Here is a 14,426-nt window from a genome sequence, read left to right as displayed (position 1 = left end):
TTCCTACTGCGATGTCATCGTCCTGAGGCACCCGCAGGAAGGAGCTGCTAGGCTGGCCGCCCACTTCGCCGAAAGACCAGTCATCAACGCTGGGGACGGAGCCGGACAACACCCTACTCAGACCATGCTTGACCTCTTCACAATAAGGAAGGAGAAGAAGAAGATCGACGGGAACAATGTGGTCATCGTTGGTGACCTCAAGTACGGAAGGACGGTGCACTCCCTCTCAGAGGCGCTCGCGATGTTCGGCGCGGAGCTGACGTTCGTCGCCCCTCCAACGCTGCAGATACAGAAGGAGCACCTGAAGCAGATAGAATCGATGGGGCACAAGCCGAAGATGAGCAGCTCGCTGGAGGCCGTCATCAAGGATGCGGATGTGCTGTACGTCACGCGTATCCAGAAGGAGCGGTTCCCGGACCCAGCAGAATATCAGAAGGTCGCGGGGACTTTCAGGATAGACCTGAACATGCTGAAGGATGTGAAGAGGGATCTGATCATAATGCACCCGCTTCCGAGGGTCGGAGAGATAGCATCGGAGGTCGACTCGACCCCGCACGCGAAGTACTTCGACCAGGCTTTCAACGGGGTGCCGGTCAGGATGGCGCTCCTCGGCCTCACTCTGGGGGGATTGAGATGAAGGAGTTCAAGGTCACGCCGATAAGGAACGGGACCGTGATAGATCACATATCCATGGGCATGGCGCTCAAGGTGCTGAGGATCATCGGTGTCAAGGACGACGTCAGCTCCACTGTGAGCGTGCTGATGCACGTTCCTAGCAAGAAGGCCGGCTGGAAGGACATCGTCAAGATAGAGGATCGCGAACTGGATCCCAAGGAGCTGGACAAGATCGCCCTGATCTCTCCGAACGCCACGATCAACATCATCCGCGACTACAATGTGGCCGAGAAGTTCGTGGTCGAGGTGCCAAACGTGATCAAGGGCATCATGAGGTGCTCCAACCCTGGCTGCATCACGAACAAGGACGAGCCCGTCGAGCCAGAGTTCGTCGTGGAGTCCAAGAAGCCGATCACGCTGAGGTGTGTGTACTGCGACAGGGTCACGACAGAGGTGGCGGAGAACATACAGTAACTTTCTTCGTATGCAGGGTGATTTGCTGAGGCTGAAGATCGAGCCGCTGAAGTGCATCTGCTGCGGATTGTGCGAGACCTCCTGCAGCCTCAACAGGGATTCAGTGCTTACTCCAATGTCATCGAGCATCATCCTGTACATCGACGATAAGGCAAACTACTTCGGGCTTGTGCTGAAAACCAGGTCCGAGGGGCTGGTTCTCGCGAGGCCAGAGGGACTGACTTCGGGGCAGCAGGCGTCTGGTTCTGGCGGTCCGGGTGCGAAACCGGTTCTGCTCAGAGAGGCTTGCGACCTGTGCGGTGGCAAGGCAAAGTGCGCGAAGGTCTGTCCGACAGGCTGCATCACGGTGGAGGATTGAGATGTACCTGAGGAACGGAAGAATCGGCTTGTTCGATCTCGCCACTGGCGAGGCAAGCGATGCCGAACTGACCGAGGACCTGGCGGGCGACGACATCTCCGCCCTCGTCATCGCCGACAAGCTAGCATCGATCCACGGGGAGGATTCTCTCGTGTTCGGAACCGGCGTGCTGACCGCCAGCTTCGTTCCTGCTGCTTGCGCCGGATTCATACGCGCGAAGCGCTTCCCTGACGGTTGGTCGCGGTTCATGCCGATCCTCGGCTTCGCGGGGATCGAGCTGAAGCTGTCTGGTTTTGACTTCATCGTTGTCAAGGGGGTTTCTGAGAGACCCGGGTATCTGTGGGCTAGGGATGGCATCATCGAGTTCGTAGAATCTGAGAATCTGAAGAGCAAGGACTCGTGGGTCCGGACCGACAAGATACGCGCCGACCAGGGTGACAGCAAGATCCAGGTGATCTCATCGGGCCCATGGGGCGACTCCAAGCGTGAAGGTTCCCAACTGGTTATCGATTACTGGGGCGGGGAGGACAAGGCAGGGCTTGGCGGCGTGTTCGGAGAGAAGAACCTGCTTGCAGTTGCCATCCGAGGGATGGGCGAGGTCGAGCTTGCAGAACCGGAGAAGCACTTCGAGGACGCGGTGCTTCTGATGAGGGAGCACATCCTGAAATTGGGCCCCAACCACGGGCTCGCATCATACTCCAAGGCTGCCGATCGAGAGGACTTCAAGAAGCTGGTCCACCGGCACGTCGCGTGCTATGGTTGTCCGTTCCCGTGCCGCACATTCCTGAAAACCGAGGAGGACCCGAAGGAAATGAGGCTTGCGATCAAGGACCCCGGTTATCTCCACTATGACATTCCAGCGCTGGAAGTGGCTTTCGCGTCGGGGATGGGATCACGGGATGCTACACTCGCTCTGAGGATGTGTGCCAAGGCCGGCGCTGAACCGGTCGCGGTATTCTCGAACATGAAAGCAAGTGGCGCAAGAGTGACACCAGAGACTATCGCTTCGGTCTTGTCTGATCCTGAAGATCTGAGGACTGACAGGGTCGCCAACTTCGAGGCGTCCTTTGAGGATGAGGGCGCTTACCGGAACTGCCTCGGCCTGGGCCTTTGTCCTAGGTATTGGAGTAGAGTCGGCTTTGACAAAGACGAGCTGGCATCGTTTGGCGAATCCGCTATCGGAAAGGCGCTGGACGTCTGAGAGCCGCGGCCAAAAGGTTTTTCGCAGTAGCCACCATTAGTCCGTTGGATTGATCATGAAGATACTCGTGACCACGGGGATGCCAGGCTCTGGCAAAGAAGAGTTCCTGAAATGCTGCGGGGCCAGAGACGTCAAGGTAGTCCGGATGGGAGACATAGTAAGGGCGAAGGCGAAGGAATTCGGGCTTGATGCATCCGACTCGAGTGTCGGAACCCTTGCGAACGAGGAGAGGAGGAGGTACGGCATGGACATCTGGGCAAAGAGGACCATCCCATATGTCGGCGGGGACCTAGTTGTCATCGACGGCGCCCGGGGTCCAGACGAGATAAGGGTTTTCAGGCATGCCTTCGGGGACGACTTGAAAGTCATAGGCATCCATTCGTCCTCCAAGACCAGGCTCGAGAGGTTGGTCGCAAGGGGCAGGAAGGATTCCCCTGCCACGCGAGCTGAGTTCGAGCAGCGGGACAAACGGGAGCTCGAATGGGGCTTGGGAGAGGCCATCGCCCTTGCGGATTACATGATCATCAACGAGTCGACCCTGAAGTACCTCAAGCGGAATGTCGACCTTCTGCTGGACACGATCCTGGGCAAGAAGTGAATCCTGTGGAATTCCTCGCGGTCAAGCCGTGCAAGTATGATGCGTTCGAGGCCGTTCCAAAGGGAAGGGTCTCTTTGGATCTGGACGAGTGCGAGAGGCTCTTGGCGAAGGTCGGGTACGAGATATTGTCAAATCCGAAGGTCATGCTCGTGGTCAGGAAGGGCGTTGAGATAACCGTCTATCCTCGCGGCAGGCTCCTGATGCATCCAGTCAAGAACCGGGAAGAGGCGGAGAGGCACGCAAAGGCGGTCTACAGCGCGCTAGGAATGTAGGTTTCGGGAGCAGCTTCTTACGGCGTTCCACGGTTTCAGTTAAATACAGGTCGTTCATTCGCATGGAATGCAGAACCGTCACGAAGGGAAAGCCATGATTGAGATCCAGAACCTCACGAAAAGCTTCGGGCCGATTAAGGCCGTGGACGACCTCAGCATCAAGGTGGCCGAAGGCGAGACCGTCGGATTCCTAGGTCCCAACGGCGCGGGCAAGACCACGACGATCAAGATACTGACGAATCTCATATCAGCTACAAGCGGGCGCGCATTGTTGCATGACACCGATATCCGAACTCATCCGAAACAAGCATTGAGCCATGTAGGCGCTGTCGTCGAGACGCCAGAGTTCTATCCGTACCTGACACCGGACGAGACGCTAGCCTACCTCGGGAGGATCCGGGGGATGCACTCGAAGGATATCAAGTCGAGATCGACCGATGTCATCCAGCAGGTGAAGCTCGAACAGTGGCGGACCACCAGGATAGGCAAGTTCTCGAAGGGCATGAAACAGAGGCTGGCGATCGCGCAGGCGCTTCTGCACGAGCCCGAGATACTCATACTCGACGAGCCGACGAGCGGTCTCGATCCCAGGGGAATGGTCGAGGTCCGAGAGATCATAAAGGAGCTCAAGAGGCAGCACTACACGATATTCATGAGCTCTCACCTTCTGGGAGAGGTCCAAGAGGTCTGTGACAAGGCCGCGCTAATTGACCGCGGGAAGCTCCTGGTCTACGATTCGATTGACAAGCTCAAGACGCTCTCAAAGGTGACCAAACTGGAGGTCGTGATCCTAGGTCCGGCATCAGACACCCTCCTGGAGAAGGTCAGAGGTCTTGCAAACGTCCGCGCCGTCGAGAGAGTCAATGGAGGCGTGTTCCTTGTGACCTACGAAGGGTCCCTAGATGCCCGCGCAGATCTCTTGCAGGCTATACAATCCATGGGAGTCAGGGTCGCCGGGTTCAGCCCCGTCGGTCTCCCTCTCGAGATGTTGTACATGGACCTTGTCAAGGAGTCGAGGTGAGCAAAGATGGACCATTTCAAAGCACCTTCCGACGCTGCACAGGTTCCGATTGTCTGGAGATACGAGCTACTGAAATATCTGAGATCCTGGAGGATTGTAGTGTCTGTCCTCCTGGCGATCGTGGTCCTGGCGCTCATATTCTTGCTTCCGCCAGCACTTGGTAACCCCTACAGTGGAACTGACACGAACATCGCCTTGGAGCCAAAAACCATTCCGGGTCCCTCGAATCCGCTATTCCCCTACTCTTCTGCCGCTCTGATCGGCAGGACAGGGGTCGACATAAAGAACATGGTCGTCAACGCTGACGGGGCTTTGTACCCAGAGAGCAGCTGGACACTCGTCAAGCTGGATGACGAATTCGCGGATCTGCTGTCTATTCCCGCTGGAACATATGCGGTGCTGTTCAAGGACGACGTGACGAACACCGCGATGACCGCGACATTCGATTGGCGGACCACACCGGAGGATTTCGAGTCCTTCTTCGTCGGTTTCGTGAGCATTCTGATAATCATCTGTGCGACGTTCTTCGGTGCGGACGCGCTCGTAGGCGAATTCTCGAACAGAACCGGGTATCTGATATTCCCCATTCCGATGAAGCGACATGTGCTCTTCTTCGGGAAGTTCGCGGCCAGCATTACGGCGGGCCTGATTGTCATCGGCCTGTTCTATGCGGGAGTCGGTATTCTCTCACTGATAGCGGCGCGGGGTATTGATGACCACTTGCTGATGTCCTTCGCGTATGCCATGGAGTACCTGCTCGCGCTCACAGCCGTCGCCTATTTGATCAGTTCGCTGATGAAGGGCGCGACTGGCGCGATCGTCCTAACGTTCCTGCTACCGCTCTTGATATTCAACATCATAGATGGAGTTCTTATGATGGCGAGCGTGAAGTTCGAGGCGTCCCTGACGTTCTCATCGGGAGTGATAGGGTTCATCTTGCAGGATCCGTATCCTGTCGACACGACGATAGAGGCCGGCTCATTCCATTTCACGAACTTCTACCCTGACCCGACGGTCTCAGCCATAGTGATGATTGCTTGGGCGGCGACGGCGATCGCCCTGAGCATGGTGTTGTTCAAGAGGAAGCAGCTCTCAGGTTGAACGCTCACACAGGGGCTACCGGGGGTTGCTCAGGCGGGAACTGCTGGCCCCACCGGGAGACCTGTTTCCTGGCCGACATGACATCGATCGCCCTGAGGAAGTCCTTCTGAGTGACGATGCCAGCTATGCGAGGGCCGTCCATGACGATGAGTCTGCTGATGCGCTTCTCGGACGTCAGGTGAAGCGCCTTGGCGGCATCCATCTCAGGAGAGACGGTGACCACATTTCGGGTCATGATGTCCCTGACCCTCGCGAACTGGATCCTGTCCCTCGGCACTTTGTGTGTGTCAGAGAGCGTCACTATCCCGACAAGTCCGCCTTCCACGACGGGGAACCCCATGTACCTTGTGGACAGCATGAGGTCGTGAAGCTGCTGCACCGATGTGTCCGGGTGCACAACGGCCACGTTCTCCGACATGACCTGCCGAACCGTCAGCCCGTGCAGGCTCTCCGAGACCGTGGTCGCCTGCTCTTCCTCTGTTGCGCCGATGTAGACGAACAGCGCTATCAGTATGAAGAGGAAATTGTAGAAGATCCCGAAGATGGCCATCGCGATGGCGAAGTACCTGCCTATGCGAGCTGCCTTTTTGGTCGCTTCGATGTAAGTCATCCTCGTCGCAAAGAACGCACGGAGCACTCTCCCGCCGTCCATTGGGAACGCGGGGATCATGTTGAACCCGGCCAGAAGGACGTTGTACAGTGCCATCAATCCTAGGAGAATAATCGTTCCGTCGATGATGACCCCGCCTGGCTTGACGAGCTCGAGAACCAGCATCGCGCCGTAGGACGCCCCGCCGATCACCAGGCTTGACAAGGGTCCGGCGAAGGCCATCCTCCATTCCTGGCCAGGCTGCCTTGGCATCTCCTCCATTGACGAGACGCCTCCGAAGACCATCAGCGTGATGCTCTTGATCTTGACTCCGTACCTGAGCGCGAGATACGAGTGTGCCAGCTCGTGCACCAGGATGGTCATGAAGAAGACCACCGCCGCCAGAGATCCGAACACGTATTTCACCCAGGTCGCAGCGTCGAGGGTCTTGAAACTTAGGGCAATGCCAAGGATCTCTGTCTGCCTCGAGGGATCTGAGAACAGATACGCGAAGAGGGGAAGGATCAACAGGAATGTGATGTGCAGGTTGATGGGTATGCCGAGTATCTTGCCTATCTTGATTGAGGCGCTCATCGGGACATGTTAGATTTACGAGGCTATATAACACTTGGACAGAACGTGTGTAGATATGGTGCCAGGATTTTTTCCGAAAACATCATATAAAAGTAAGACTACTGTCCGTCCGCTGGATGGGCCTCGCATGCGTCGCCTGATGTCTGCCGTTCTTGTGGTGTTCTTTGCCACATCACTTCTATTGCCCATTCTAACTGCCGGAGGAAGGAGCACATCATCCCCTTTCGACTCTGCCGCTGCGCTTCTGGATTCGACCACCGCGGTCCTCCCGAACGTCAGCGCAATCGCCTTTCCAGGAACATTGAATACCTCCAGGAATGTCTTGGAGTATCCATTGATTTCGAGAGCTTTGATGCTGCAAGACGGCTCGTCAGATGCTAAACTGGCGGATATGAATGGAGATGGGAGGACAGACTTGGTCGTCGCTCAGTACAATGCTAAGGCCATTTCTGTGTTCTTTCGAAACGCAGATGGTGGTTACGACACCTACGCATCCCTCAACATCTCGACTCGGAATAGTCCTTACAGAATCATCACTCTCGATGCATTCGCAGACGGTTCTCATCAGATAGCTGCACTTGAAAGGGATACTGTCTTCTCAGGTACGAGGCTCGCTGTCTACAATGTCACTTCCGAGACCTCATATGAGCAATGGCCAGATACGGCCACCTATGCGAACGCTATCTCCCTCGTTGCGGGGAATTTCACGGGAGACAGATATCCTGACATCGCTATCGCCTGTTCTGGTACGGCTCCCTTTTCGTTGGCTGGGGTCGTGCAGATATATGAAGGGTATGCAATTCCTCCGTTCTTCTCCCTGTATACCATGTTCTCTGCAGGACTGGGCGTAAACACAGTTGTCGTGGGCGATTTGAACCATGACGCAACTGTGGAACTTGCGGTGTCCAATTACTACAGCTCCAATGTGATGTTGTTCAAGAGACCGTTCGGACTCACAAGCATCCCTTATCAGACACTGGATGTCTCGGGATACCCGACGGGGCTCACTTCGGGAATGCTCGACGGAAACAATTTGGTGGACATTGCAGTCATAACAGAAGGGCCATCTGCCGTCCGATTCTTCTTCCAGGATACCAGTGGTTTTCAAGATTCAGAGAACGAGAATCGATCTCTGGACATCTCCCCGAGCTACATCGTTGCTGGAAACTTCAGCGGGAATGGAGGGGACGACCTTTTGGTCTTGTCGAGCCGCGACAATGTAACTCTCGGATTCGTGCAGAAAAGCGTTGGTAGCATTTGGTCCGATTCCCCGGACTTCAAGCTCCCCACGAACGCAATTCCAAGGACAGCAGTCATAGGTGAACTCAGCGGAGACATTCTGCCCGACATCGCAGTTGCGAGTGCACGAAGCGACTGGTCAGGATCCAGCTTGGCGATCTATCCGAACCGCTACCCCGGACAACCGATGTTCTGCAACGGCAATGCCACTGCATGGACAAACGTGCTTGCTTCTCCTTCTATGATTGCCACGGGCGACGTTGATGGGAACGACATCCTTGACCTTGTGACATTGAACGTCCAAAATAGCACCTTCGATTACATTCTGAACTTCACGGATCGTATACGAACACACGCACTCGGATACATCCCTGGCGAGATGGTCGTCTATGATTTCAACGGCGACAGCTGCTCAGAGGTCGTGACCACGAAAGCCGGTTCTCCTGTCATGACTGTTGCATACTGGCAGAATCACACCACTGTCAACGCAACCAAGCAGCTGCTTGCAGCCGGTAACATCACGGACATAGCTGTTGGGGACTTCAACGACGATGGTCTGCAGGATATCGTCGTCGCGACCGACGACGGAAGGCTCGACTTCTTCCTCAACGACGAATCATCGCAAGCGTTCGGGGCGATGTACGAATACGCTCCGACGCTGGGAGCTGGGATATGGTCGATAGCTGTTGGAGACCTCAACTCCGACGGCCTTGACGATATCGCATATACGAAATCTATCAGGAAGATAAACATACTCCTCCAGTCTCCGTCAGTTCCCTTCGGACCCCTCTCGGCCACCAGGAACTTGTCCTATAACCAGGGTTCGGATTTCACCACGGTATGGACTGGCGACGTTACTGGAGATCACAAAACAGACATCGTGGCAATGCGCATGTCCGATCCCAAGCTCTACCTATTCAATCAGAATGATTTCGTCGTATCTCCGTACCCATTCGGTACCCTCGATTTGCCGGAAGTCCCTAAATTCATATCTGTTATGGACGCCACGGATGATGGACATGCGGATGTGGTTGCCATCTTTAGCCCTATGGATCTCCTATTCCTGTACCGTCAGAACGGCTCGACTCTTCCAGCCTCTCCTTCGATGGTCTTCGTTACCGGAGCGGGTTCAAACTTTGCGATAATAGGGGATGGGACCGGTGATCACAGAGGGGACCTCCTCACGAACGACATCGGCTCTCACTCGGTTTCAATCTGGGAGCAGATTAACTTCCCACCGGTCGCACATGCCGGCGGGCCTTACGTAACCAGACAGGGCGACGTGTTCCAGTTCAACGGCTCCGCCGAGACCGGAACATCAGAGATCCCATACACATTCTATAAGTGGGATTTCGGGGACGGGAATGTCACTGGGTGGATCAAAGAATCGCGCCCCAAGCATGTCTACACCGAGGTTGCCGAGTACAATGTGTCATTGCAGGTAATGGACCCAACCGGGTTGCTGTCCAATGATGCGGCCCATGTCCAAGTTCTGGACAGTGTGCCGCATGTGGGATTCACATGGTCTCCTACGAAACCCAATGAGGGACAGACCGTGACATTAATCGATACGAGCCGATCGTTCGACCCTGTGATATCGACCTTATGGTTAGTCGATGGAGTGGTCGAAGGCAATGGGAGCATCCTGGCTCTTGAATTCCAGAACGGAACGCACAATGTCAAGCTGGAGCTTACCGACTCCGATGGTACGGTCGGTTGGTTGAATCGCGCCATAGTCGTCGATTCAATGTTGCCTGAGCTCCGGATAGACGCCCCTAGCTATGCCAACGAGAGCGAGGTTGTTGCCTTCAGAGTGCTCGTGGATCAGTGGCACAACGGCCCCATAGATCCCATTGTGAAGTACGAGTGGGACTTCCTATACTCTCCGGGTTTCTTCATGCCTGATCCGAACGCACCGAATGGTGATACCGCGAGCTTTGTTTATTCAACGAGCATCTATCCCCAGATATTCACCGTTGCTGTCCGGGCCACGGACTCAGACGGAGAGGTGAACATGACCACCTGGAACTTGCGAATCTACGACTCTGGTCCGGTGGCGAACTTCGCCCTCTCGACACTTGATCCGCAGGAAGGTCAACCACTCAGCTTCTTGAGCACGTCATCGTCGTTTGATGGAATCATCAATTGGTCCTGGGTGCTCCAGTATCCAGACGGTCATTCAGAGCTGTTCAACCTCGATGGCAACCAGATGGCTGATTGGGTCTTCGGTGATCTCGCCGACGGAGACTATACAATGACCCTGACCGTGCTCGAAGATGATGGCAATGTCAGCGTCAAGAGCGTGCAATTCCATGTCCAGGAGATTTCGCCATTCGTCCAAATGGGCACCGTACCCGCGATATGGTTTAGCGACCACCTTGAAGAGTTCCTTCCCGCATCATTCTACGCCGATGTCACGTCGTTCGACCCCATCGTAACCTATGAGTGGGATTTCGATTCTCATGGGGCGGAGTTCATCCCGGACCAGACCACTTTGTTGAATACGACCAGCTACACCTATGTCGAGGTGGGCAACTACACTGCCAAGGTGAGGGTGACGGACTCGAACCTCTCTTCCACTGTTTCGATGATCTATGTCGAGGTGAGGAACAAGCCCTACGGAGGAGGCTTCTTCAGCGGCGGCATCAATGTGCTCAGGAGCGCTCCGAATAGCAACATCATTACTTTCGATCCATCTGAATTCGTTCAGGGATATCCGGACCTTATCTATGGCTTGTGGGACTTCGGTGATGGGGAAAGTGAGCGGATTACTGGATTCCCCAGTGCGAGCGTCACTCACACTTTCGCAGAGGGCAAGGACTACCTTGTCAGCTTCGCCGTCGAGGACGACGACAACGCCGCTTTTGTCATGCAATCAATCATCTATGTAACGCCTCCAAAGATCAGTCTCGTGGAGCCTCAGGTAGGGTCCGTTGTGAAACCTGGAACGCCAATCCTATTCATGATCGAGCCCGGATCATCGGCGCTGCTTCCGGTCTCCTACGATGTCAACGGTGAGGGGTACAAGCTCTTCTCTTCTATGTACACGCTTGATACAAGCACTTGGCCGGACGGCCCCTACGGGATCAGTATCGCCGCTTGGGACGTCAACGGGAATGTAGCGACCAAGTCCAACCTGACGATAACGATAGACAGCGAGATGCCACTTGTGTTTCTATCCTCGAAGAAGACGACCGCCTTCGGCGGAGACAAGGTGAACATCACCGTAAGGGTGGTCGACCGGAATGTTGTTGCGAACGGCATAATCCTGTACGTGAAGTTCCAGGGTGAAAACGCATACTCCACATTCACAGTATCAAAGGCTGTGACTGGGGATTTCTACCGGTTGCTCGATATCCCGTTTAGGGAGGGGACGATCTCCCTATATGCCAATGTCAGCGACATGGCCGGCAACTCGATTGTGACCTCGCTCTACAGTCTGGATGTCGAATTGAACTTCATCTATCGCGCGTGGCCGTACCTCTTGCTCGCGTCTCTGCTTGCCGCGGTAAGCACGATGGGGTACTTCATGCGGGAATCGACCATCGCCGTGGACGAGACCTTCGTCATATACAATGATGGCCGAATGATCGCTCATAGCACCAGGCGTTTGAAGCCTGGCATGGACGATGAGGTCATGAGCGGAATGCTTGTTGCCATCCAGGACTTCGTGAAGGAGTCGTTCAAGGACATCACCTCCTTCACTCTCAGAAAACTCGAGTTCGGCGAGAAGAGCGTCGTGATCGAGAAGGGCGATCACCTGTTTCTCGCAGTCATCCTACACGGCCACGCGTCCAAGAAGGTAGCACAGAAGATGCAGCGGGCCGTGGCGGAGATCGAGCGCAAGTTCGGACCCCATCTCAAGGATTGGGATGGAGATCTCGAGAAGATGAGGGGCATAAGCGATATCGTCAAGAAGATCTACTCGAAGGCACCCATGCTCCCCACCCTCGCAAAAGAGAACACCTAGGTGATACCTTGCCCCTCCCGTTCCCAGATATGCTCACGACCGTGGGTGTGACCATCTTTTGCGCGGCAATGGCCGCGGCGTCCTACCAGAGGAAGATCTTCGACCTATCAGGCTCTCTGTCTGCGTTCGTCGTTGGTATGGTTATTGGAATATGTGGGAATGTTCTCTGGCTCATACTCTTACTAGTGTTCTTGATCACGAGCTTCGGCGCCACCAAGTACCGGTTCGAATGGAAGAAGTCTCAAGGCTTCCAGGAGGGAAGAAAGGGCGAACGCACCTGGAGGAATGTGTTCGCCAACGGCGCCATACCGGCATTGATCGCCATCTTGAGCTTCGTTTCGGAGGCATTAGAGCCAGGTGGAGGAATGTTCCCCAAGGATGTTGCGAGCTTCATGTTCGTCTCGGCCATCGCGGTCGCGGCATCCGATACTGCCGCGAGCGAGATCGGGATCGTTGACCCAAGGGTGTACCTGATCACCACTTTCGAGCGCACTAAGAGAGGGGTTGACGGGGGCGTGTCCTTGACCGGCCAGCTCGCAGCGTTCATAGCAGCTGCCTACACGTCTGTCGTTGCGTATGTCGTGTTCGCGTTCTTGAATGATTCACTTCTGGCCGGTCCCTCGACCCTGTTCGTCCCGATGCTATGCGGGTTCCTGGGGTGCCAGATAGACAGTGTCATAGGCGCGACGCTCGAAACAAAGGGCAAGATAGGCAAGTTGGGCAACAACTTCACTTCAATATCTCTTGGCGCGCTGATTGCATTTGCGTTCGCTATGGCCTAGTCCTTCCTTAGTACGTAAACGTAGGATGGAACGCCTCTGTAGGTCTTCTCGATCGTCCAGCCGGAGTCCGCGCACAGCTCGCGCATCTCGCCGGGTCGGACCATCAGCAGGTCCCACCAGTCTCCTTTCTGCCTTCTGTAGATCTCTCTCAGTGTGGCCTGGCCAGGCGGTTGTCCGCGCGCGCTGTTCATATTGTGATATTTGAGATGTGCTCGATTCTTCGTTCTTGTCGGATGTATTGATTCCGCCAAGAAGATCCCGTCCTCCCTGATTATCCCGTGGAGTCTTTCGAGCATACCCCGTACGCCTTCCATGCTTCCACATAGTCCGAAATTGTTGCAGAACGCCAGCGCGGTGTCGAAGCTGTTCTTCCTGAACTTAAGATCGCATGCCGACATCTTGACCAGTTTGCGCACCCCTCTCCGTCTGCTGATATCGATTGCATTGTCTGAGATGTCTATTCCGACTACCTCAAGGCCTCGGCTCTGGAGGTAGAGAGCAACCCTACCTGCTCCCACTCCGATGTCTAGGACTCTCCCACGAACGTGTGCAAGAGCCTTCCTCTCAACTGCCGGGAATTCCTTGAAGTCTTGGAAGTAGAGGCCAATGTTCTGCGAGTCAACGTACCCATCGTCTCGCTCAAGTTTCAGCGCGCACTTCCTGCCCTCGTAGCAGTCAATGAATGCCTGGCCAAATAGGTCCTTGGAGCTCATATGGTCTAAAGAATCACATTGCCGGCTGAAAAAGATTGCTCAGAGTCGTTCGATTCGGTCGATGACCTGGTCGAGGGACTTGACGTGCCCATCCGCGATCTTCGACGGGGACTTGCCGACCGCGACCAGATGGATCGCATGCATGCCGACCTTCTTTGCCCCTGCGATGTCGCTGTCCGCATCGTCCCCTATGTGGACGGCGGCCTTTGGGATCACCTTGAGCTTGTCGAGAGTGACTCTGAACATCCCCTCGGACGGCTTCCTAACGAGAGTCTCGTTGGAGAATGTGGTGGTTTCGAAGTATTCGAGTATGTCCATCCTGCCCATCATGATCCTTAGGACGGAGCCTGGCGTTCGGCCAGTGTTAGATATCAGGCCGATCCTGTACCCTTCTTCCTTGACCGATCTCAATGCATCACTCGCGCCGGGCAACAACATGGGCGGGTTATCCAGGATGCTCTCGGCGTAGATCCTCTCGATGTCCTCGAGCTCCTTGTTGACCAGCTTGCTCGCGAGTTTGTCATCGACCGAGCTGAGCATGAACAACACCTGGTCCTTGACGGGCATGTCCCTCTTCTTGTTCCAGGTCATCGCGAGGAACTCTCCCGTCTCGCTGTACGCTGACTCGAGCTCGTCGACATCATGCACTATCCCCCTGCCGCCCAGAATTGATGCTATGCCGTTGATCCTGAGCCTAGCGACCTTCTCGGTACCACCTGGCCGCTCCTGGATCAACGTATCCCAGAGGTCGAATGTGACGGCAGCTACCTTCCTCATGATATGCGCTCACTGGTTAGGCGCAGGATGATATTCAAACTCTCTCATGGTTCTGTCAATTTCCGGATGGTGTGACCTGCTTAGGCCAATTTACCCATCTGTCTCGTTCCATTCGGCTCCGA

Annotated in this window: 13 protein-coding genes; 10 read left to right on the top strand and 3 right to left on the bottom strand. The window is 55.2% G+C overall.

Annotation, left to right across the window (positions count from 1 at the left end; translation table 11 throughout):
• From pyrB to KJ653_08635, 8 genes are all read left to right on the top strand, one after another.
• Positions 1–637, top strand: a 637-nt coding sequence (gene pyrB, locus KJ653_08670; protein MBU0685900.1) for an aspartate carbamoyltransferase, incomplete at its 5' end; no start/stop codon positions are given.
• Positions 634–1,089 carry an aspartate carbamoyltransferase regulatory subunit gene (locus KJ653_08665; GenBank protein MBU0685899.1) on the top strand — a complete coding sequence of 152 codons (456 nt, stop codon included), beginning with the start codon at positions 634–636 and terminating at the stop codon, positions 1,087–1,089. The genes pyrB and KJ653_08665, both read left to right, overlap by 4 nt.
• Positions 1,090–1,111: 22 nt before the next feature.
• Positions 1,112–1,447 (top strand): hypothetical protein, encoded by a 336-nt coding sequence (locus KJ653_08660; GenBank protein ID MBU0685898.1) that lies wholly within the window; start codon positions 1,112–1,114, stop codon positions 1,445–1,447.
• A 1-nt stretch (position 1,448) separates the two neighbouring features.
• On the top strand, positions 1,449–2,648 hold the full coding sequence (locus KJ653_08655; GenBank protein ID MBU0685897.1) for a hypothetical protein: 1,200 nt from the start codon (positions 1,449–1,451) through the stop codon (positions 2,646–2,648).
• Between the two features lie 49 nt (positions 2,649–2,697).
• On the top strand, positions 2,698–3,246 hold the full coding sequence (fliE, locus tag KJ653_08650) for a flagellar hook-basal body complex protein FliE (protein MBU0685896.1): 549 nt from the start codon (positions 2,698–2,700) through the stop codon (positions 3,244–3,246).
• Positions 3,243–3,518, top strand: a complete 276-nt coding sequence (locus KJ653_08645) for a hypothetical protein (GenBank protein ID MBU0685895.1) — start codon at positions 3,243–3,245, stop codon at positions 3,516–3,518. The genes fliE and KJ653_08645 overlap by 4 nt, the downstream gene beginning before the upstream one ends.
• Positions 3,519–3,612: 94 nt before the next feature.
• Entirely contained in the window at positions 3,613–4,539 is a 927-nt protein-coding gene (locus tag KJ653_08640; GenBank protein ID MBU0685894.1) for an ABC transporter ATP-binding protein, read from the top strand.
• Between the two features lie 6 nt (positions 4,540–4,545).
• Positions 4,546–5,640 carry an ABC transporter permease gene (locus KJ653_08635; GenBank protein ID MBU0685893.1) on the top strand — a complete coding sequence of 365 codons (1,095 nt, stop codon included), beginning with the start codon at positions 4,546–4,548 and terminating at the stop codon, positions 5,638–5,640.
• A gap of 4 nt (positions 5,641–5,644) precedes the next feature.
• Here KJ653_08635 and KJ653_08630 read toward each other — a convergent pair whose 3' ends face one another.
• Complete coding sequence (locus KJ653_08630) at positions 5,645–6,823, bottom strand: site-2 protease family protein (GenBank protein ID MBU0685892.1); 1,179 nt, start codon at positions 6,821–6,823, stop codon at positions 5,645–5,647.
• Positions 6,824–6,962: 139 nt separating this feature from the next.
• Between KJ653_08630 and KJ653_08625 the strand changes: the two genes are divergently transcribed.
• Both KJ653_08625 and KJ653_08620 read left to right on the top strand, forming a co-directional pair.
• The gene (locus tag KJ653_08625) at positions 6,963–12,032 is read left to right on the top strand and encodes a VCBS repeat-containing protein (protein ID MBU0685891.1); all 5,070 of its coding nucleotides are present in this window, start codon (positions 6,963–6,965) and stop codon (positions 12,030–12,032) included.
• Positions 12,033–12,040: 8 nt separating this feature from the next.
• Positions 12,041–12,814, top strand: coding sequence for a DUF92 domain-containing protein (locus KJ653_08620; protein MBU0685890.1), 774 nt, complete (start codon positions 12,041–12,043; stop codon positions 12,812–12,814).
• Here the strand turns inward: KJ653_08620 and KJ653_08615 are convergent.
• Both KJ653_08615 and KJ653_08610 read right to left on the bottom strand, forming a co-directional pair.
• Positions 12,811–13,527 carry a class I SAM-dependent methyltransferase gene (locus KJ653_08615; protein MBU0685889.1) on the bottom strand — a complete coding sequence of 239 codons (717 nt, stop codon included), beginning with the start codon at positions 13,525–13,527 and terminating at the stop codon, positions 12,811–12,813. The two genes, KJ653_08620 and KJ653_08615, sit on opposite strands and share 4 nt — an antisense overlap.
• A 39-nt stretch (positions 13,528–13,566) precedes the next feature.
• Positions 13,567–14,304: an HAD-IA family hydrolase gene (locus KJ653_08610; protein MBU0685888.1), complete on the bottom strand. Its 738-nt coding sequence runs from the start codon at positions 14,302–14,304 to the stop codon at positions 13,567–13,569.
• Between the last annotated feature and the right edge of the window lie 122 nt (positions 14,305–14,426).

The organism is Candidatus Thermoplasmatota archaeon, assembly GCA_018814355.1.
Taxonomy (GTDB): Archaea; Thermoplasmatota; Thermoplasmata; order UBA10834; family UBA10834; genus COMBO-56-21.
This window is presented reverse-complemented; position numbering and strand designations above follow the sequence as displayed.

Excerpts from the sequence above, each read along its gene's own strand:
- KJ653_08665 (MBU0685899.1), top strand. The coding sequence starts at position 634 with ATGAAGGAGTTCAAGGTCACGCCGATAAGGAACGGGACCGTGATAGAT.
- KJ653_08655 (MBU0685897.1), top strand. The coding sequence starts at position 1,449 with ATGTACCTGAGGAACGGAAGAATCGGCTTGTTCGATCTCGCCACTGGC.
- KJ653_08640 (MBU0685894.1), top strand. The coding sequence starts at position 3,613 with ATGATTGAGATCCAGAACCTCACGAAAAGCTTCGGGCCGATTAAGGCC.
- KJ653_08635 (MBU0685893.1), top strand. The coding sequence starts at position 4,546 with ATGGACCATTTCAAAGCACCTTCCGACGCTGCACAGGTTCCGATTGTC.
- KJ653_08630 (MBU0685892.1), bottom strand. The coding sequence starts at position 6,823 with ATGAGCGCCTCAATCAAGATAGGCAAGATACTCGGCATACCCATCAAC.
- KJ653_08625 (MBU0685891.1), top strand. The coding sequence starts at position 6,963 with ATGTCTGCCGTTCTTGTGGTGTTCTTTGCCACATCACTTCTATTGCCC.
- KJ653_08615 (MBU0685889.1), bottom strand. The coding sequence starts at position 13,527 with ATGAGCTCCAAGGACCTATTTGGCCAGGCATTCATTGACTGCTACGAG.
- KJ653_08610 (MBU0685888.1), bottom strand. The coding sequence starts at position 14,304 with ATGAGGAAGGTAGCTGCCGTCACATTCGACCTCTGGGATACGTTGATC.